The organism is Bacillus cereus group sp. MYBK95-2 (assembly GCF_051915225.1).
Lineage (GTDB): Bacteria > Bacillota > Bacilli > Bacillales > Bacillaceae_G > Bacillus_A > Bacillus_A cereus.
The window spans coordinates 173,837-190,748 of sequence record NZ_JBQAEH010000006.1; the positions used below are offsets into that span (position 1 = coordinate 173,837).

The window sequence follows — 16,912 nt, forward strand, 5'->3', positions numbered from 1 at the left end:
TATGAAAAGAAAACAGTTCTGGTGCAAAAATAAAATACAATAACTTAACATGGCACAATAATATTTGGGACAGAATCCAATACATATTATTAAAATTAAGATAGTTCAAGTCGGCAGAAGGCACCTTTAGGTGTCTTTTTTTATGAATTTCAAGCCCACCTATTTCCGTAGGTGAACTACTTGTGATTTTACACAATTAAGTTATAGCAAAAGCATTTATATCGAAAGTAATTAAAATTAACTTTGTAACCCTAATAATCTCCATTGTTTTATTATCTTTTATTTTAAAATGAAGTCTTTTCCCTATACGTTCACTAATTACAATATTTCCAAAGGCTAATTTACGCAAATGTTGTACAATCAAATCCTCTGTAATTCTTGTTTGCTTACTTAAATCAAAAACTGACAACGATCTATATGTAATCAATTTACAAACAATTGATAAGCGAGTAGAATTCCCTAATAACCCTAAAACTTTTATATTTTCTGTATAGAAGCTAAAATCCATATGAAAAGCATGTAACAGATCTTCCAACCTCCTAAAATAAGATGAATATCAACCAAAATATCTTAACATAAAAATAGTGAAAAACCTAAAATATTCCAATTGTTCATTGGGAAAAATAATACTTGAATGGGAGTCCAATACATATTCTTAGAATTAAAGTGATTCAAATCGGAGGAAGGAACCTTTGGGGTGCCTTTTTATTTATGGAGTTTATTAGAAAATATTTGAAATATAATACAGTAGATTATATTATTATGTGTGTATGATTTCTGGTTTTAAAAATTACAAAAATTAATAGGGGGGAAACAATAATGAAGTTAGGAAAATTAGCATTAATTGGGGCATTAACTTTTAGCGGTTTTACTGCAATAGAAATGAGTAAACCTACCTCACAAGCAGCTGCAGCTTACTCAGATCCACTTAATGATGATTGGGGATTTAAAACCATTGTGGATTTACAAAATTCAGAGGAAAGTACATATCAACCAGATTGGAAGATTGGGAATTTAATAACTGGTGATACATTTTACTTAACACAGCACTTTGGTAGAGAACATTTTGGTGCGCAAATGAAAATTTTTAAAATCCACACAAATGGTACCCTAGAACGATTCCAAACAATAGAACCAGAATTTATTCCTGGAACAGAAATTTGGCAAACCCCTATCACAGATAGCTATACAAGCGGTACTTATGTCGCTGCAATTAAATATCGTGGTGAATTCACGTATTCAAATCAATTTACAATCAATTAGGGATATAACGTGATCATTTATTTTTTAAGAAACCCCCCCTTTTGCTTCCGACGGCGACGAGGAAGCAAAAGGGGGGGTTTTTTGTTATCTTTTTCTAAAATTTGTTTCCTAAAAACATACGCAGACACTTCACGTACAATGGCTTTCACAAATTCTTTTAGAAGCTCAAACAAAAACTCCATAGGTATATTACCCCCTTTCCTTCCAAATGGAAAGAAGGGATAACCAATCAAACTCACAATAAACAGTTAATCCTATTTTATTATACTAGTACAATCTCACCAATATAAAAAAGACCACCATTACTGGCAGTCCTTTTTTGGTAGTTTTAGAAATTAAATTATAACATATTAATATACAAATTATAAATATACTTTTACAAAAGATACTATAAGTTTTTTATAATTCTTGATTTCTCAATTTCCATTGCATACTGAATTTTCCTGTAAGTATTAATAACTACCATTAAAATTATCAATCCACTAGATTATTAGAAAAAACTGGTTATCTACATAATTGTTTGGTAAAATATAGATATAATTTAAGAGGGTAAAGTTAATATAGATCAACTAAGTAATGCTAAGAAAATGTTTTATTGCATAAAAAAAGGCTCCATTGCTGGAGCACTCAAAATAAACAAACGAATTAAAACAAGAAACAGACAATTTAACTATATAGATAAAACATAAATAAATCTATATATATGTAAAAATGCATATAAAAACTCTATTTATTGATGCTATAATAGATTTACTCGATGATTGTTATATTTTTTTATGGTTTTTAAGCAATAAATACCTTCTTAACACCAAGTGTACAAGAAAAGAAGACATCTTAAGTGATGTCTTCTTTTCTTATATAATAACAACACAATAAAATTAAGATGGTTCAAGTGGGAGGAAGGCACCTTTGGGTATCTTTTCTTTGTCAAATTTGCCTAATAGGTGCAGCACCACATTTCTATCAAGTTAAAAATTTTTTCACCCAAAACAAAAAAACGAGCTGAATTTACATAAATAACTATGAAAGAAAACAAAAACTTGGGATTAAAGAACTTGTGATGTATGACTATATTGGCTGTTTTTATCCAGAAGGATACATGAATCCTGATTATACATTTGTATTTAATCATGAGGATATTGAAGGAATTATATTTGTAGGTTTTATAGATGAGGAAGAAGAGGCATTTGTAGGATTGCTTAATTGAATAGGATCTAGAAACAGGTAATCTTCAAATTTTGATAAAACTAGCAATCTCCACGCCGAAATTGGTTAAATTATAAGGGGGAAAAGCTGGTCACGAAAATGATGAAGAGATTACTATTTTCAAATCAGTTGGTTTGGCTGTAGTAGATACTATCGTTGCGAATTATTTGTATGAGAAAGTAGTGGAGCGCGGGATGGGATTGAGTTTTCAGGGACTGCCTTTTGGTGGTCTTTTTTGCATAAAATCTTGTAAAGTAAGAAAAATTTGAATATTAATATTCTAATATTCAATAGAAAGATGAAATGTTTTAAAGTTCAAAATAATACATTATAATATATTTAGTAAAATTAACCAATTTATATTTTGCTCATTATGTATTAAAGGGGAAATGAAAATGGCTGGACAAATTCGTATGTCACCAGAGGAGCTTAAATCGAAAGCAGCTCAATATGGACAAGGTGCAAATCAAATTGAGGACATTTTAAGTCAACTACAAAATTTACAAAATGAATTAAGAGGAGAATGGGAAGGTCGTGCTTTCGAAGGTTTTGATCAACAGTTCAATCAATTAAAGCCAAAAGTACAAAACTTCGCACAGTTATTACAAGAAATTAATATGCAGCTTAATAAAACTGCAGAAGCTGTTGCTTCTCATGATGAAGAATTATCACGTAATTTCGGTTTGAAATAAAAATTGTCATACTCTATATAACAGGCATTTCAAATGAGCCATACAGCTTATAGTGTATGGCTCATTTGATTGCATGCCCAACTTAGCTGGACACACGTTTAAAAAGAGTGATATTAATAGGGAATTTTCATATATTTATTGGGATTTCTTTGGCATCTTCTGAAAATTAGAGAAAGGATTTGAGTGATGGGACAATTTCAAAGTAATTTTCAAACGGCACAACAAATTGCTACGCAGATGAGAACAGCTTCGAATATAATCCAAAGTGCAACAAATCGTTCTATAACAAAGGCGACGCGTACAACACTATCTGTTAATTCCAAAGCACAAGAAGCGAATCAACAAATGTTAGATTTTACGAAACAATTTTCCACTGCCTTTCAACAAGCGGTCGATAATATTCATTCAGTAGCCCAAGAGTTTGAGAGAATGGATAACGAACTTCACAACACTTTTCGCTAATGTGACAACCTACGTAAAGGTAAAATAGTAGGAGGAATATAATGAGTCAAGATATTGAAAAACAAATCAATCAAGTAAATCAAAAGTTAAGAAGTGTATTTGAAGAACAAGACCGAAATCAATCCGCGATTCACATTCAGGAGCAAGCGGAAGCAGATTTTTATGAATGGAGAGGTCGAAACCATCGTTTGTTTGATCGAATTTTAGGAACTTGGCATGGTGATAGAGAAATGTCTCAATTTTTTATGAATACATATCAAGAGGCACAACATATTGAACGAAAAGTCACATTTGAATTAGAAAACCAAAAAGAAACGTTGCTTAAAGAAAGACGAAACCTTAGTGATTTAGAAAACGACCTTTCCTATCAACAACAACAATTAGCGAGGGAGGTCAATGCATGAGCTTAAATATGTATTTAGGAGAAGTACAAGGCCAAACTCAAAGTATGAATGCTGTATGTAACGCTACTATTCAAGGTATGGAACAAGTCATTCAGTCAATTGATGCCTTTGCAATTGATACTGTTCTACAAGGACAAACTTATAGCAGTGCAAAATCATTTTTTGTACAAACCTTTCGTCCTTTAGCGCAAGGAATCATTTATCTGTGTGAAGAGTTAATTCGCCAGAACGATGCTTTTCCAAGTCAATTTCAATCACAAGTCGCTTCCACAGATGTAATTGAACAAGAAATATTAGAACAAATTCGAGAAATTGACCGAATGAAAGCAAGTATGGAAGCCATCAGTCAAGCTATGCCAATCCCAGGTATGGACGCTATGGCGAATCTTTTTACTGTGATGAGGAAAAAACTGCAAGAAAAGCTGGATCATTTGTATCAATTCAATCAGACCTCTAGTAATAATTATAGTACAGCACTTCAATTAGCAGCTAGTATTGCTGCAGGTCTTGCGGAAGTTCAAAGTGGAAAAGGCTTTAGTCCTGCAAGTGGTACATTTAGTACGCAAGGGTTGAATATGGAATGGACAACTTCAATTCAAGCGATTACAGAAGAGAGGGCACGACAAGCTACCAATTCAATTGAAGAAGGTGAAATGTGTGGTAAGCTACCTGAAAAATCTACTGGTGAAAAAATTTGGGACGGTATTGTAGATGGCACGGGACAAGCAGTTAGCGATACAATAGACGGAATAAAAGCTTTAGGGGATTGGGAAACGTGGGAAAACATGGGGAACGCTGCTTTGCACCCTATTGATACCCTTAGTACCATGTATAATGCATTGTCAGATTCATTTATTAATGATGTAATAAATGGAGACGCAGAAAGTCGGGCAAAGTGGGGAAGTTATGCTTTAACACAAGTTGGATTAGGACTTATTGGTGATAAAGGATTAAGTAAAGTATCGAAGGTAGCAACTACTGCAAATCTAACAAAAGGTATGTCCAGAGTAACTAATTCTGCTACATATAGAAATGCAATAAACGTATTAAATAATTTTAATTTAAACATTGGAAACCGTTTTGCTTATGCTGGTATTGGGGGAAGTTCTTTAAAATCTAGCTTTATTGATGCTTATCAAACAGCTAAGGATAAGCTATCACCTTATCAATATACTAAAAGGACTACGGATGGTGACATTTTTGTTGGTAAATTATATGGAGAAGATGTAATTCTTAAAGATGTTAAAGTTGATGAAATTACTTACTCTAAGAGAACTCGAGAAGAAGCTGAACAACTTCGGAAGGAATTTGATAGGAGTGTGAGAAAAGATTTTCTTAATGCATTGGTAAATGATCCTGTTAAACTGAAAGAACTCAAAAAAGCGGGAATAACAGATGCTGATATAGAAAGGATGAAAAGAGGAAACAATCCAAAAGGGTGGCAAGTACATCATAACCTCCCTTTAGATGATGGAGGAACAAACGATTTTGGAAATTTAACATTAATACAAAATCATCCATATCATAAAGCTATAACTAATACACAACGTACGTTAACTAGACACTTACAAGAGGGAGATAGTGTAGACGTAAGCTGGCCTATACCAAAACATAACATCTACCCTAAGGGAGAATAAATAAACTTAGAAAGGGATTTTTATATGTGGAAAAATCTGGTTTTAGAAATTGAAAAAATAGAGAAAAGTTTTAATGATAAACTGAATACACCAGCAACAGATAGTGAAGTTCAGAAATTAAGAGAACGCATGAAAGAGAGTTATAATGTTGACCTACCGAGTGAATATGAGGAGTTTCTTAAAACTGTAAATGGATTAGATTTTAACGGGCTAGTACTTTATGGAGTTGACTCTTATTTGTTAGATACAGAAAGGGACGAATCAATTTGCGGGCTTATAGAAACCAATGAGATTTGGTATGAAAATGAATTTCAAAAAGAGTATCTTTTCTTTGGCGATTCAAATATTGCGTGGTTTTGTAAGAGCTTATCAGACGGTACTTATTTAGAACTTGATAAACCATCTGGTACGGTAATGAACACATATAATGATTTTAATACAATGCTTGAGGAAGCGTTAAAAATAACCCTTCTTTAATAGGGGGTATTAAAAATTATGTTTAATTTTTTAAAAGAATATGTTGTAGCAGACAGAAGTGTCCGTTCTAAACAAAAACCTATTTTCTATCCTATATATCAAGATGAGATAGATGAGGCAGAAAGCTTATTACAAATGGAACTTCCAAAAGAACTGAAACGCTTTTATCAAGAAATAGGTTGTGGTTTTTTTAAGTCTGATACAAGAACGTTTTTCAACAGATTTATGGACCCGATTTCAGTTGCAGATTTCCGTTTAAGGCAAGATATTTATGAATATAATCCAAACCTAGATGATGATTCATTAGTGTTTTTTGAAGTAACAGAACTTAACTTTTTAACAATTAAATTTAAAGAGGAAAATGAATTAGGTCAATGTCCTACTTACTCTGAAGATAAGAAAATAGCGGATTCTTTAGAAGAATTTTTAATTAAAATGGAGGAAAATCCTGACTATTATATTTAATCTTTTTAAGACTTGCATTAAGGTGTAGCATTTGAAAAATATCTAATCATGAGTAAAAAAGCTTATGTATAACCTGCATAAGCTTTTTTAATGTCCATAATAGGTAAAAAGTATCAAAAACATTCACCATTAAATCACTTGAAAGTTTAAAGCGGCTCCTAAATTAGAAAATCATATTAAAAATATAGATCCCTCTGTTCCAAGAAGGAGAGGTATTGATGGAGCACACAACAGTGAAGAGTTCTTTAAAAACAATATTAAAAATAGTCAGTGAATCCCCTTCAAAAATTCTAGTTGTAAAAACAGTAGAATACAATATGCCTAAGTTAAATATGGATGGCACCCCTACAGGAGAGTATGGAAATAAAGTATTCACAAACAACATTTATGATCCTAAAATTATAAGTGATAAGGAATTTATTAACCGTGGAATTGAAGCAGCTAATGACGCTAAATTAAAAACCAGTGATGGAGTTCTTTCGAGAGAAGGGGCAGGTGTTGACGGTAAAGAAATAACTTGGAGAGGATACCATAAAGGTGGAGAAATCTCTTCTTTTTTTCCAGAATAAATTAAAGGTATACGAGGAGAGATATGTATGCAAAGAGAATTTAGATTAAAAGATGAGGATTTACTAGATTTAACCCATTTTCCTATACAAGCAGTGTTTAATATGGTAGATGATGAAAGATTTTTAAAGGTAATCAATTCAGTTTGTGAAGGAGTAGGATTTGGAGAGGAATATGGCGCATGTACTTTTCCAGGAGATTTGGATGAGTATGATATTGCCAATGGAGATTCATTTGAAGGGGTAGAATTTGTATTATACAGTGGTGATGAGGTAATAATTAATTATCAAACACTTTATCATTATTTTAAAAAAATGTGCGAGGGTTATTCAAAAAAGTATCCAAACACAATTAAGAGATTAGAAGACAGTCTTAACAAATTTATTGAATTATACAATATTAATAGGTAGAGACTATTTATAACTTATCCAAAATCATTATAAAAGGTAGAATGTTTCATGATTAGAATTGATTATATGCTAATATTCAATAAAAAGATTTGATGTTTGAAAATTCGCAACAAAATCTCGTAATATGTTTAGTAAAATTAACCGATTCATATTTTACTCATTATGTATTAAAAGGGAAATGAAAAAAACTTGGTCAACAGTAGCGGGGTGGTTTAATTAACATGAAAAAAAGTATAAATTTTAATAAAAAAGTTTTTGAATACTATATGACTCTTTATGCTGTAAATGATATAAGATCGACTATAATTACTCTTGTGATTGGGTGCAATAGGTTTGAAAGGTAGTGTTGGAAAAGAAACTGGTATAACAGTTCCTGTTTTAGAGGGGTTTACTATGGGAAGTAGTTTTAAATTTGAAAAACCTGAGGAGAAAAAATGATATGAAAACTCCATCGTATAAACCATTATATATTTTAGTTTATGTCGTAATATCTGTATCTATTATAGGATTAATGATTACTCCATCCAACAATTGGTGGGAAAAATTGTTAGGAACTATCGTTCTCATTCTTTTGGGAGCAGGTTTAATATGTTTTTTAAAATTCGGAAGGTGGGCGCAAGAGAAATTTTATGATAAATTTACAAAAAAACGGGATTAATATAAGACTGGAGTAATTAAGATATGCGTACAATAAATAGAATTCTGATTTTTACTGTATGTATTATGTTTATATTGTTAATTGGGGTTTCTTCTACTATACGGTTAGAAGATAAACTTTTACGTATAGGTCTGTCACTAATTTGCAATGTTATTGCATACTTTACAGTAGAGTATATCTATAAACGTATAGACAATAAGAAAAAGAATTGGATTTATAATTCGCAAAATTCATTTAATATTTAGAAGGCAAAAGTATCAATGAAACTATTACCAAATGGTTGGTTTTACAGTAGCCCAAGCCGGAATAGAACTAGAGAATATTAAAGGATTTGGGATAGGAGCTGAGGCTAAAGTAGCTCTTGCTACTGTAGATTTAGGTGCTCATGTGGAAAATGGAAATTTACATATAGGAGCTGAAGCTACTCTAGTAAAATATGAGAGTGCTATAAAAATTCCTATTCCATTTATGGATAAAAAGTTACAAACTGGGGGATCAGCATCGCTTGGAACACTCGGGGGATCTTTTGAAGCTGGAAAAAGTGGATTCAAATTCCATGCACCATTTGGTCCTGATGTAGGTTTATGGGGATTTGGTTTAGAAGTTAATGTTAAGGAATAAAGGAGATAAGTAGCATGAATAAAAAAGTGAAACAATTTAAATATTTTATGATTATATTAGCTTGTATTGCAATTTTTGGTACAATTTTACCTAATGCATTGGATCCAAATGAAACATTAGCAGGTAACATTTCGGTTGCAGTTTTGGGTACAATTGGTACTTGTTTGTTGTTTTCTATCACTTATTTCCTTATAAAAAAGGCTATTTTAAGAAGGGGAAACTAAGATGGTACAAAATTTAGAGTTAGAACTACTTCCAATAGGTTCGGTTGTGAAATTTAAAACATGGGAGCAACCTTTGATGATATATGGTAGAAAACAGGAAGATTCAAAAACTAAGGAAACTTGGGATTATGTGGCTTGTTATTATCCTATTGGAAATGTTTCAACTGAATATAATATGTTTTTTAACCATGAATATATATCAGAAGTTATTTTTACTGGTTACATAAATGAGGATGAAATTAAGTTGCGTGAAGATTTGAAATAATAATTTGAAATTTATAACTATAATAAAACATATATATCTTAATGGATATAATTTTTTATTATAGTTATTTTTATAAGTTTAATGGTGAAAATTTTATTGGGAATAGAAGGGGTAATGATAGTGGGAATTTTTAAAAATACAATTTTATTTGTTTTGTGTTTAGTAATTCTTAGTGGTTGTTTTACAAGAGAGGGAACTATTGTTGGTGGTAAAGTTCATGGTTCTTCAGATAGTGTATCAGGTAGTATCTCTGGAGATTATAGAAAATTTACTGGATCTGCAACTCAAGATAGGATAGTTAAAAAAGGTGAGAATTGGATTTTTTCTTTTGATGATAAAACTAAACAAGGAACTATAATTGCTTATGTTGTGGATTCAAATGATAATACAATACTAGAGTTTAATAGTGGCGAAGGCGAAAAAAATATTAAAGTGCCTAAGGATGATACATATAAGGTTAAAATTAAAACGGAAGAACATGGTGGGGAATTTCGAATATCATGGAAAAAAGAAAAATAGTTTTTGGATTGAAAAAAGCATCTAAAGATAGATGCTTTTTTTAGTCTTTAATTAAATAGTTTTGAATCTGTATTCTGGTGAAATATATAGTAATCATGTTTTTTAAGTAGAGAATCAGCTCCAATTTAATTCAAAGAATTATTAAGTAATGTTTTTAAATCTGATTGTATATCAAATTTTTCTTTATGTTGATCATATATGATTAGATATAGAAATTATCTAGTATATTATCTTTTTCTTCCTTATTGATACCAATATATTTCAGTGTAATTTATAGAGTGCTATAATTGAGTATTTCTTGTAACATAGCGACGTCTTTTGTTTATAGAACCAATAGCCGAAGCTTTTGCGCATGGTGCGAGTCCCAATAGATTCGATACCAGCAAAATCTCCGGCTTTTTGAAATTTTTGATAAGTCTAGATCTTATTAATGGGTTGATCTTCTTTTCAAGAAGGGAATAATATTCCACAGAAGGTGTAAAATGGGGGGTTAATTTAGATGGTGATGGTGAAAACGGGTGCGAAAAAAACTTGGTCAACAGTAGCAGGGTGGTTTAATTAACATGAAAAAAAGTATAGATTTTAATAAGAAAGCTTTTGAATATTATATGGCTCTTTATGCTGTAAATGATATAAGATCGACTATAATTACTCTTGTGATTGGGATAGCAGATATATTTGTGCTTTTGCCTGCTTTTGCGAATCCTGTTCAACCGATATATATGTACATAATAGTTCCACCAGTTGCTTTTTTAAATGTATGGGCAATATGGATTGTTATAAATCCTAGGAAGCGGCAATTACAATACACTCTATTTCGTGGGGTATTTGGCATCGTATGTTCAGTAGGATTATTAGTTATAACCCAAAAGTTTGCATATGGAATGTTAGGATTACAAACTCCTATCTATTTTATTTTTTCGGTTGGTTTGTATATTTTTGCTTTGTATTATTATTATAAAAATCATATTAAAAAACTTCAGGAATCAATCAAAAAATCAAAATCATCGAAAAAAAACTCTAGTTTCGGAGTAGTGGCTTTTGTAGGATTGGGTCAACTCATTGCTAATATCAGTCTTGGTTTTGCAACACAAAAGATGGTAGCAATTGTATTAATGTGTGTATACTCCATGCTTTCGTTTATGTTGTTTCATTTCATTATGGAACTCCATAGGTACTATTATTTAAGGAAGCATATAGAAGATGGGGGTAGAACACATGAAACCTTTTAAAGAGGTTTATTGAATTTTAAGTATTGTGATTTATGGAAGGAAACAAAAACTTATGGTTAAAGAACCTGTGATGTATGACTATATTGGCTGTTTTTATCCAGAAGGAGGAAAGCTGATATGCAAGCATTTAAAGTTGGGAAATTAGTCACATTCGTTGCAATTATAATACTTCTTGTAGTTGCTATTTTATCTCCTTACAACTTATTTAAAAAGATTTATTTTATTATTGGTGTTCTTATTATTGGCGCAATTTCACTTGGTACAAATAAATTCTTTGAACTGATACACAGTAAATTTAATAAGAAATGATATTACTTATGTGATAAAGAAATTCCCCTCTAAATCCTTAATGATTTAGAGGGGAATTTCTACAATATGATTTTAACGGATTACGTGGAACTAAATTAGTCCATCACCATATTGGTGGTGGTCAAGCTGTTGGTGTTCCGCTGCCACTACATCCTGGTTTTGGAGGGATTCATAACGCAGAAAAATCGATTGGAGCATGGGGGAAAAGATGCAGGATATGTAGAAATACTTCAGAAATTTATTGAACATCATACATTAGGCGGTAAATAAAAAAATGAAAAATGAAATGAAAAATTGTTTTGATAAAATAATTAGAGAGTGGCAAGATTGTAATAATTCATTGCCAAAATCTTTATGGATAGAAGAAGCAGAGGCTTTTATCTATGAAGGAGAACCAGATATAGAGGGATACGTATTCTGGAAACCGTTAGAAAAAAATATAATTCATGATTTTTCTGATATAGAAAAAGATTTGGGGATACAATTACATAATTCAATTAAAGAATATTATAATTCTTATTGGTTTTTAGACCTAGGAGGTAATTATTTAGGTTATGATTTTGAATTAAATCCTGTTATACCAGGAATTGAACTGCATGATTTCTATGTATCTTTACAAAGATACCAAGGCGCACATGATAATCAACTGAATAATATTCCTATTGGTATGGAATTTAATGGTCTCTTGGTAGTTGTAGATAATGAAAATGGACAAGTAAAATTAGAAGATTATGAAAGCGGAAGCTTCGAAGTGATCTGTGATAGTTTAGCAGAATTAATTTTAAATCTTTCATAATCAGGAACCTGGTCGAATGCAACTTGTAGATTATTAGATACATCACGATACTGGTCATACAGGTGGATATAAAATTGGGGGAAAAGATAGTGATAAATAGAGAGGTTTAAAATTATGAACAACATTACATGGATTAATGTAAGTGAGAAAAAAGTTACAGATGAACAAATTGAACAATTAGAACAGTACTTTGGATTAAATTTCCTAATGATTTTATTGAGTGTGTAAAGAAATATGATGGTGGCTATCCTACTCCAGATACATTCAATATTCCTAATCAGGATGAAGATTCACTTAATAATCTTTTAACCTTAGACTCTGAGAGAAAAATTTCTATGCTGCAAACATATAATAGTATAAAAGATAGATTGGTAGATAAAGTATATCCTTTTGCTAGAGACCCGTTTGGTAACCTTCTATGCTTTGATTACCGAAATAATCCTCAGTCACCAACAGTCGTATTTTGGGACCATGAGGAAGAAGAAATGGAAGAATCTATCTATCCTGTTTGTTCATCTTTTGCAGAATTACTTGATAGCTTATATGAGTTTGAAGACGAGGACGAATAATTAATTATGAGTAACAAAAGTAAGACTTATGTGAATTACGCATAAGTCTTTTTAATATTATCTCAAAGTTAAGAAGATTGAGGGGGGAAATTCTCATGAATCTAGGGGAGCTAGTTTAAAAGAAATTAAAAGACAATTAAATATGCCTAGATTTCAATACCCGATTAGTAAAAAAATGGTACCATTAACAGATAGTAATGGTAAAAGGATATTAAATGATAATAAACAGCCTATTATGACTCGAGAATTTACATATAAAGTAAAAGGTCAAACAAAATCATTCAGAGGGTCATAAGTTTGGAGAAGGTGGAGTTGGAGATCGGCCACCGCATCATAATGTAAGACCTGAATACAATACACGAATAGGACAGGTAGATGGTATGGAGGATCATTATTATTTTGAGAAGAGAAATAATAAATAGGGAGTATAAAAATGATTGATCAATTTAAATTTTTAAATCCACAAGCGTTAATTAGTATTTTTGGGAAAATACCAAAGTTTGAAGAATCAGAGTTATTAGATGTGCGTCTTAAAAGAGATGGTCCTACTTTAGTTATTCAATTGATGACAAAGGAAAATGTTGAAAACAAGCCAAAACGATGGAATAAGTGGGATGTAATTTATGTAGAGATATCTTTCTTTACTATTCATAATTTAACAATAAAAGGTTTAGGGACAGAAAATATAATTGATTATTTTGAAATAAATACGATAGAAGAAGGGTTATTAAAAATTAAGTGTAAGAATCAAATGTTAGTTGAGTGCTCGTTTGAATGGGCGAAGGTAGAAGGAGTAACCCCAGGCTTAATAGGATTACCGTAATTTTGATGGGAAGTAGATAGTTAATTTTTATAATATTCATATTTTAATGTTTTGGGGTTAAGTCAGGAATTTATAAAGGACATTTGAAACGTTGATAGTGTTGCAAACATATGAAGCGGAAATTACTAAAATTAAGATACCTAATTATATACCTGTATTAGGTGATTATGATATAAGTTCCAAAGGTGAGATTGTAATAGGTGGGTATGGTTATAGATTCCGCAGGAGTTTCATTTAAGTTTGAGAAGGAAGCGAGATAATAGAATGCGAAAATTTTCAAAAATAGTTATATGTGTTGGTGCGTTAATAATGATTATACTAGGCATGATTGTATATGATATATGGAAGGATAGGATTTATTTTTCTTTAGCTGTACTTTTTGTTACCGTACTTTCTTTAATATGGAATATAGTTGCTCATAATATTATGGATAAATTTAGGGGGAGAGAATGAATCGTTATGAAACTTTTACTGATTGGAACAGTAGTGGGGTGGTTTAATTAACATGAAAAAAAATATGGATTTTAATAAGAAAGCTTTTGCACATTATATGGCTCTTTATCCTGTAGATGAAATAAAGCTCCAAGTAATTGTCCTTGTCCTTTTGGGGGCAGACATGTTTGTTCTTTTGCCTGCGTTTGCGAATCCTTTTCGATTACTCTATGTATATATAGTAACTCCTCCAGTTATTTTTTTAAATTTGTGGGCGATATGGATTGCTATCAATCCTCGGAAACGACAATTACAATACACTCTATTTCGGGGAGTATATGGCACCATATGTTCAGTCGGATTATTGGTTATAACGCAAAAATATGCCTATGAAGTGTTACAATTACAAACTCCTATCTATTTTATTTTTTCAGTTGGTTTGTATAGTGTTGCTTTGTATTATTTTTATAAAAATCATATTGAAAAACTTCAGGAACCAAGAAAAAAATCAAAGTCGTCGAAAGGAACTGGTGGTGTAAAAGTAGCAGCTATTGCAGCGGGATCGGGGCAGTTAATTGCTAATATAATTCTTAGCATTGCAACACAACAGATGGGGGCAATTGTATTTATGTCTGCATGCACAGTGTTTTCGTTTGTTTTGTTTTATATGATTATAGAACTCCATAAGTATTATTATTTACGGAAGCATATAGAAGATGGAGGGAAAATACGTATAGGCTTTTAAAGAGGATTTGTTGCATTTCAAGTATATAATCGCATTCTTCTTATAGTTGGTTAAAGGATAGAAAAAATAGGAGGAAAGTTAATCTAATAAATGAAAAAATTATTTTATCTGTTGTATTTTGTTTGGTAATGCTATTATCTATTTTTATAGTTTAAATGTATTTTTTAATCATAATCAAATTGATAGTTTATTTTTTAAAGGTTTTGAAACAGTTGAAGAGTTAGAGTTAAGAGATAAACTATCAAAATTTTAGTGAAAAGGTAGATTAATTATATGTTTTCAGGATTTCAATGGTTTCCTAAAAAATAGTGAAAAAGAAAAGTTTCAGAACAGTTTCATCAATCAAAGTTTGCTGATGAAGGTAAAGGTATTTTGATTACTATTTATGCTATAGATTTGTATTTTATATCTATTCCTTTAAAGGTAAAAAAATATAATTAGTTTTAATCATAAATATATTCTTTATTTGAAGGTTGGGGTAGTACCCCATCACCATCAACTTAAGAATTCACAATTACCCCAAAACGAAAAAATGAGCTCTTTGTTATAAGTTAGCATAATTTTTGGTTCTGGGGGGACTATAAAATTCTATTTTTATTTACCGATTACTACCAATAATTTTGATAAGCGAGAGCTTCAACTTTTGTAGAGGTAGTAGCAACCACTAAATAATTGTTATCTACTAAAATGGTATATGCATTTTGTGGGATTACGTTGCTGGGATTTAATTATCTTGTTTGTATCAAATTGATTTTGCGGAAATATTAAATCGTCGTAACAAGACTTTAATTCGTTATATATATAATATTTATATTCTAATAAAATATATTTTGCTAATGACTAGATGTTAGAGATAATGTATTTTGCTGACTATCTATAAAATCGCTGGTTATTACTTATAAGTATCTATAAATATCTATAAAAATATTTTAAATATTTTTATAGATATTTATAGATACTTTTGATAAACTATTTTACGATAAAATTTTTTTAGCGGGTATAAAATATGAGGACTTATGATGTGAAAAATTCAATGTTTAGCTTACTAGATTTTTATATTGAAAATCTAGAGATAAGGGAGGAAATATATAAGTTTATTGAGTCTAAAGAAGAACACGGATTTTATTTTAGTAGATTAACAATTTTACATTTTGAAATGTTTAATGGCAGTTCCAATGAAATTATTAAAGCGGCTTCAGCAGTTGAGTACTTAAATTTAGCTCTTGATATCATAGATGACATTCAAGATGAAGATAATGCAGGAAATGCATGGGGAAGCATAAATAAGGCAACCTTGCTTAATTATGCTATTTTGCTTATTTTTATTAGTCAAAAAATTTTGATAGATATTGAGTTAATGAAAAAAGATGCAATTTTACGTTATTTTAATGAACTTACTATTACAGCAATTCAAGGACAGCACTTAGATTTAAATATGGTTTGTACAAATGAGGAACAATATTTAGAAATAATAAAAAAGAAATCTGGTGCATTAACGTCTTTAGCAGTGGTAATTGGTGTTTTAATTGCTCAAGATAATTATGCATTAGAAAGTATCATTGAGTATGCAACATACATAGGGATTTCAGGACAACTGCTTAATGATGCTTCAGATGTAATTAGATTAGATGATAAAAGCGATGTAAGAAATAAAAAATTGACGTTTCCCGTTTTATATTTATTAAATCATCCAAGTCAAAACCTTACTATTGTAAAATCCTACTATAATGATGAGATCGGTTTTGGTGAATTGATTGAAAATAGAGAATTAATAATCAAGGAAATATTAAATTCAAAAGCAATAGAATATACACTAATTTACAAAGAAATTTTTGTTCAAAAAGCACTTGAAATAGTAAAGGGAATCGCTTTTTCTAATCAGAAAAAAAAATATGAATTTATAGACTTTTTATTAGGTGGGGGAAAATAATGAAAGAGTTAATGTATTATTTAAGTCAAAATCCAGAACTTGTTTATAAATTAGAGAAAAATGAGTTAAGTTTAGTTATCGATCCTAAATGGGGAGTTAGCAATGAAACGATAGTAAATGTTTTGAAAAAATCTATTGCTACTTTGCGTAGTGAGTATTGGCAATAACATTTTTAACCGATTAGGGATTTCCTAATCGGTTTCTTA

General features: G+C 30.6%; 23 protein-coding genes and 9 pseudogenes. 29 read left to right on the forward strand and 3 right to left on the reverse strand.

Annotation, left to right across the window (positions count from 1 at the left end; genetic code table 11):
- Positions 1 to 196 precede the first annotated feature (196 nt).
- A complete protein-coding gene (locus ACTFN4_RS20275) occupies positions 197 to 508 on the reverse strand; it encodes an ArsR/SmtB family transcription factor (RefSeq protein ID WP_000347620.1) in 312 nt (103 codons plus the stop codon).
- Positions 509 to 819: 311 nt separating this feature from the next.
- Between ACTFN4_RS20275 and ACTFN4_RS20280 the strand changes: the two genes are divergently transcribed.
- Positions 820 to 1,263 carry a DUF5065 family protein gene (locus ACTFN4_RS20280; protein WP_000765890.1) on the forward strand — a complete coding sequence of 148 codons (444 nt, stop codon included), beginning with the start codon at positions 820 to 822 and terminating at the stop codon, positions 1,261 to 1,263.
- Between the two features lie 17 nt (positions 1,264 to 1,280).
- On the opposite strand, the gene ACTFN4_RS20285 is transcribed toward ACTFN4_RS20280, so the two are convergent.
- Complete coding sequence (locus tag ACTFN4_RS20285) at positions 1,281 to 1,445, reverse strand: hypothetical protein (protein WP_439962710.1); 165 nt, start codon at positions 1,443 to 1,445, stop codon at positions 1,281 to 1,283.
- Positions 1,446 to 2,284: 839 nt separating this feature from the next.
- Between ACTFN4_RS20285 and ACTFN4_RS20290 the strand changes: the two are divergent.
- The 15 genes and pseudogenes from ACTFN4_RS20290 to ACTFN4_RS20360 all read left to right on the forward strand — a co-directional run.
- Positions 2,285 to 2,470, forward strand: a pseudogene (locus ACTFN4_RS20290) (DUF4176 domain-containing protein); the annotation flags it as partial.
- A gap of 76 nt (positions 2,471 to 2,546) precedes the next feature.
- Positions 2,547 to 2,738 (forward strand): annotated as a pseudogene (locus tag ACTFN4_RS20295) (hypothetical protein); the annotation flags it as partial.
- A gap of 126 nt (positions 2,739 to 2,864) precedes the next feature.
- Complete coding sequence (locus ACTFN4_RS20300) at positions 2,865 to 3,161, forward strand: WXG100 family type VII secretion target (protein WP_000918587.1); 297 nt, start codon at positions 2,865 to 2,867, stop codon at positions 3,159 to 3,161.
- Positions 3,162 to 3,347: 186 nt separating this feature from the next.
- Positions 3,348 to 3,623, forward strand: coding sequence for a TIGR04197 family type VII secretion effector (locus tag ACTFN4_RS20305; protein ID WP_000529655.1), 276 nt, complete (start codon positions 3,348 to 3,350; stop codon positions 3,621 to 3,623).
- A gap of 41 nt (positions 3,624 to 3,664) precedes the next feature.
- Entirely contained in the window at positions 3,665 to 4,027 is a 363-nt protein-coding gene (locus ACTFN4_RS20310) for a DUF3958 family protein (protein ID WP_000076120.1), read from the forward strand.
- Positions 4,024 to 5,664, forward strand: a complete 1,641-nt coding sequence (locus tag ACTFN4_RS20315; protein ID WP_100619909.1) for a T7SS effector LXG polymorphic toxin — start codon at positions 4,024 to 4,026, stop codon at positions 5,662 to 5,664. The genes ACTFN4_RS20310 and ACTFN4_RS20315 overlap by 4 nt, the downstream gene beginning before the upstream one ends.
- Before the next feature lie 24 nt (positions 5,665 to 5,688).
- Positions 5,689 to 6,141, forward strand: coding sequence for a YrhA family protein (locus tag ACTFN4_RS20320; RefSeq protein ID WP_000265799.1), 453 nt, complete (start codon positions 5,689 to 5,691; stop codon positions 6,139 to 6,141).
- 18 nt (positions 6,142 to 6,159) lie between these two features.
- A complete protein-coding gene (locus ACTFN4_RS20325) occupies positions 6,160 to 6,606 on the forward strand; it encodes an SMI1/KNR4 family protein (RefSeq protein ID WP_439962711.1) in 447 nt (148 codons plus the stop codon).
- Positions 6,607 to 6,824: 218 nt separating this feature from the next.
- On the forward strand, positions 6,825 to 7,175 hold the full coding sequence (locus ACTFN4_RS20330; protein ID WP_100619911.1) for a CdiA family toxin C-terminal domain-containing protein: 351 nt from the start codon (positions 6,825 to 6,827) through the stop codon (positions 7,173 to 7,175).
- A 27-nt stretch (positions 7,176 to 7,202) separates the two neighbouring features.
- Entirely contained in the window at positions 7,203 to 7,583 is a 381-nt protein-coding gene (cdiI, locus tag ACTFN4_RS20335) for a ribonuclease toxin immunity protein CdiI (protein WP_001188530.1), read from the forward strand.
- 439 nt (positions 7,584 to 8,022) lie between these two features.
- Positions 8,023 to 8,241: a hypothetical protein gene (locus ACTFN4_RS20340; protein ID WP_000856866.1), complete on the forward strand. Its 219-nt coding sequence runs from the start codon at positions 8,023 to 8,025 to the stop codon at positions 8,239 to 8,241.
- 276 nt (positions 8,242 to 8,517) lie between these two features.
- Complete coding sequence (locus ACTFN4_RS20345; RefSeq protein ID WP_002163866.1) at positions 8,518 to 8,862, forward strand: hypothetical protein; 345 nt, start codon at positions 8,518 to 8,520, stop codon at positions 8,860 to 8,862.
- Between the two features lie 14 nt (positions 8,863 to 8,876).
- Positions 8,877 to 9,086, forward strand: a complete 210-nt coding sequence (locus ACTFN4_RS20350) for a hypothetical protein (protein ID WP_100619914.1) — start codon at positions 8,877 to 8,879, stop codon at positions 9,084 to 9,086.
- 1 nt (position 9,087) lies between these two features.
- A complete protein-coding gene (locus ACTFN4_RS20355) occupies positions 9,088 to 9,351 on the forward strand; it encodes a DUF4176 domain-containing protein (protein WP_000250495.1) in 264 nt (87 codons plus the stop codon).
- An 81-nt stretch (positions 9,352 to 9,432) separates the two neighbouring features.
- Positions 9,433 to 9,870 carry a hypothetical protein gene (locus ACTFN4_RS20360; protein WP_176542887.1) on the forward strand — a complete coding sequence of 146 codons (438 nt, stop codon included), beginning with the start codon at positions 9,433 to 9,435 and terminating at the stop codon, positions 9,868 to 9,870.
- Between the two features lie 202 nt (positions 9,871 to 10,072).
- Here the strand turns inward: ACTFN4_RS20360 and ACTFN4_RS20365 are convergent.
- Positions 10,073 to 10,317 (reverse strand): annotated as a pseudogene (locus tag ACTFN4_RS20365) (tyrosine-type recombinase/integrase); the annotation flags it as partial.
- Positions 10,318 to 10,433: 116 nt separating this feature from the next.
- Here ACTFN4_RS20365 and ACTFN4_RS20370 point away from each other — a divergent pair.
- From ACTFN4_RS20370 to ACTFN4_RS20430, 13 genes and pseudogenes are all read left to right on the forward strand, one after another.
- Positions 10,434 to 11,102, forward strand: a complete 669-nt coding sequence (locus ACTFN4_RS20370; protein ID WP_439962712.1) for a hypothetical protein — start codon at positions 10,434 to 10,436, stop codon at positions 11,100 to 11,102.
- 13 nt (positions 11,103 to 11,115) lie between these two features.
- A pseudogene (locus ACTFN4_RS20375) lies at positions 11,116 to 11,208 on the forward strand (DUF4176 domain-containing protein); the annotation flags it as partial.
- Positions 11,209 to 11,219: 11 nt separating this feature from the next.
- Complete coding sequence (locus tag ACTFN4_RS20380) at positions 11,220 to 11,411, forward strand: hypothetical protein (protein WP_001147554.1); 192 nt, start codon at positions 11,220 to 11,222, stop codon at positions 11,409 to 11,411.
- Positions 11,412 to 11,518: 107 nt separating this feature from the next.
- A pseudogene (locus ACTFN4_RS20385) lies at positions 11,519 to 11,656 on the forward strand (hypothetical protein); the annotation flags it as partial.
- Between the two features lie 29 nt (positions 11,657 to 11,685).
- Positions 11,686 to 12,207, forward strand: coding sequence for a SecY-interacting protein Syd (locus tag ACTFN4_RS20390; RefSeq protein ID WP_439962713.1), 522 nt, complete (start codon positions 11,686 to 11,688; stop codon positions 12,205 to 12,207).
- A pseudogene (locus tag ACTFN4_RS20395) lies at positions 12,203 to 12,307 on the forward strand (HNH endonuclease); the annotation flags it as partial. The gene ACTFN4_RS20390 and the pseudogene ACTFN4_RS20395, both read left to right, overlap by 5 nt.
- A 14-nt stretch (positions 12,308 to 12,321) precedes the next feature.
- Positions 12,322 to 12,776: pseudogene (locus tag ACTFN4_RS20400) on the forward strand (SMI1/KNR4 family protein).
- Between the two features lie 332 nt (positions 12,777 to 13,108).
- Positions 13,109 to 13,198: pseudogene (locus tag ACTFN4_RS20405) on the forward strand (HNH/endonuclease VII fold putative polymorphic toxin); the annotation flags it as partial.
- Positions 13,199 to 13,209: 11 nt separating this feature from the next.
- On the forward strand, positions 13,210 to 13,599 hold the full coding sequence (locus tag ACTFN4_RS20410) for an immunity 50 family protein (RefSeq protein WP_000566920.1): 390 nt from the start codon (positions 13,210 to 13,212) through the stop codon (positions 13,597 to 13,599).
- Between the two features lie 505 nt (positions 13,600 to 14,104).
- Positions 14,105 to 14,776, forward strand: coding sequence for a hypothetical protein (locus ACTFN4_RS20415; RefSeq protein WP_000739926.1), 672 nt, complete (start codon positions 14,105 to 14,107; stop codon positions 14,774 to 14,776).
- Between the two features lie 154 nt (positions 14,777 to 14,930).
- A pseudogene (locus tag ACTFN4_RS20420) lies at positions 14,931 to 15,029 on the forward strand (DUF4176 domain-containing protein); the annotation flags it as partial.
- A gap of 768 nt (positions 15,030 to 15,797) precedes the next feature.
- A complete protein-coding gene (locus ACTFN4_RS20425; RefSeq protein ID WP_242259545.1) occupies positions 15,798 to 16,706 on the forward strand; it encodes a polyprenyl synthetase family protein in 909 nt (302 codons plus the stop codon).
- Entirely contained in the window at positions 16,706 to 16,873 is a 168-nt protein-coding gene (locus ACTFN4_RS20430) for a hypothetical protein (protein ID WP_017674467.1), read from the forward strand. The genes ACTFN4_RS20425 and ACTFN4_RS20430 overlap by 1 nt, the downstream gene beginning before the upstream one ends.
- Positions 16,874 to 16,912 lie beyond the last annotated feature (39 nt).

Bases quoted from the DNA above. Each gene is read 5' to 3' on its own strand.
- ACTFN4_RS20275 (WP_000347620.1), bottom strand. From the start codon at position 508: ATGGATTTTAGCTTCTATACAGAAAATATAAAAGTTTTAGGGTTATTA.
- ACTFN4_RS20280 (WP_000765890.1), top strand. From the start codon at position 820: ATGAAGTTAGGAAAATTAGCATTAATTGGGGCATTAACTTTTAGCGGT.
- ACTFN4_RS20285 (WP_439962710.1), bottom strand. From the start codon at position 1,445: ATGGAGTTTTTGTTTGAGCTTCTAAAAGAATTTGTGAAAGCCATTGTA.
- ACTFN4_RS20300 (WP_000918587.1), top strand. From the start codon at position 2,865: ATGGCTGGACAAATTCGTATGTCACCAGAGGAGCTTAAATCGAAAGCA.
- ACTFN4_RS20305 (WP_000529655.1), top strand. From the start codon at position 3,348: ATGGGACAATTTCAAAGTAATTTTCAAACGGCACAACAAATTGCTACG.
- ACTFN4_RS20310 (WP_000076120.1), top strand. From the start codon at position 3,665: ATGAGTCAAGATATTGAAAAACAAATCAATCAAGTAAATCAAAAGTTA.
- ACTFN4_RS20315 (WP_100619909.1), top strand. From the start codon at position 4,024: ATGAGCTTAAATATGTATTTAGGAGAAGTACAAGGCCAAACTCAAAGT.
- ACTFN4_RS20320 (WP_000265799.1), top strand. From the start codon at position 5,689: ATGTGGAAAAATCTGGTTTTAGAAATTGAAAAAATAGAGAAAAGTTTT.
- ACTFN4_RS20325 (WP_439962711.1), top strand. From the start codon at position 6,160: ATGTTTAATTTTTTAAAAGAATATGTTGTAGCAGACAGAAGTGTCCGT.
- ACTFN4_RS20330 (WP_100619911.1), top strand. From the start codon at position 6,825: ATGGAGCACACAACAGTGAAGAGTTCTTTAAAAACAATATTAAAAATA.
- cdiI (WP_001188530.1), top strand. From the start codon at position 7,203: ATGCAAAGAGAATTTAGATTAAAAGATGAGGATTTACTAGATTTAACC.
- ACTFN4_RS20340 (WP_000856866.1), top strand. From the start codon at position 8,023: ATGAAAACTCCATCGTATAAACCATTATATATTTTAGTTTATGTCGTA.
- ACTFN4_RS20345 (WP_002163866.1), top strand. From the start codon at position 8,518: ATGGTTGGTTTTACAGTAGCCCAAGCCGGAATAGAACTAGAGAATATT.
- ACTFN4_RS20350 (WP_100619914.1), top strand. From the start codon at position 8,877: ATGAATAAAAAAGTGAAACAATTTAAATATTTTATGATTATATTAGCT.
- ACTFN4_RS20355 (WP_000250495.1), top strand. From the start codon at position 9,088: ATGGTACAAAATTTAGAGTTAGAACTACTTCCAATAGGTTCGGTTGTG.
- ACTFN4_RS20360 (WP_176542887.1), top strand. From the start codon at position 9,433: ATGGTGAAAATTTTATTGGGAATAGAAGGGGTAATGATAGTGGGAATT.
- ACTFN4_RS20370 (WP_439962712.1), top strand. From the start codon at position 10,434: ATGAAAAAAAGTATAGATTTTAATAAGAAAGCTTTTGAATATTATATG.
- ACTFN4_RS20380 (WP_001147554.1), top strand. From the start codon at position 11,220: ATGCAAGCATTTAAAGTTGGGAAATTAGTCACATTCGTTGCAATTATA.
- ACTFN4_RS20390 (WP_439962713.1), top strand. From the start codon at position 11,686: ATGAAAAATGAAATGAAAAATTGTTTTGATAAAATAATTAGAGAGTGG.
- ACTFN4_RS20410 (WP_000566920.1), top strand. From the start codon at position 13,210: ATGATTGATCAATTTAAATTTTTAAATCCACAAGCGTTAATTAGTATT.
- ACTFN4_RS20415 (WP_000739926.1), top strand. From the start codon at position 14,105: ATGAAAAAAAATATGGATTTTAATAAGAAAGCTTTTGCACATTATATG.
- ACTFN4_RS20430 (WP_017674467.1), top strand. From the start codon at position 16,706: ATGAAAGAGTTAATGTATTATTTAAGTCAAAATCCAGAACTTGTTTAT.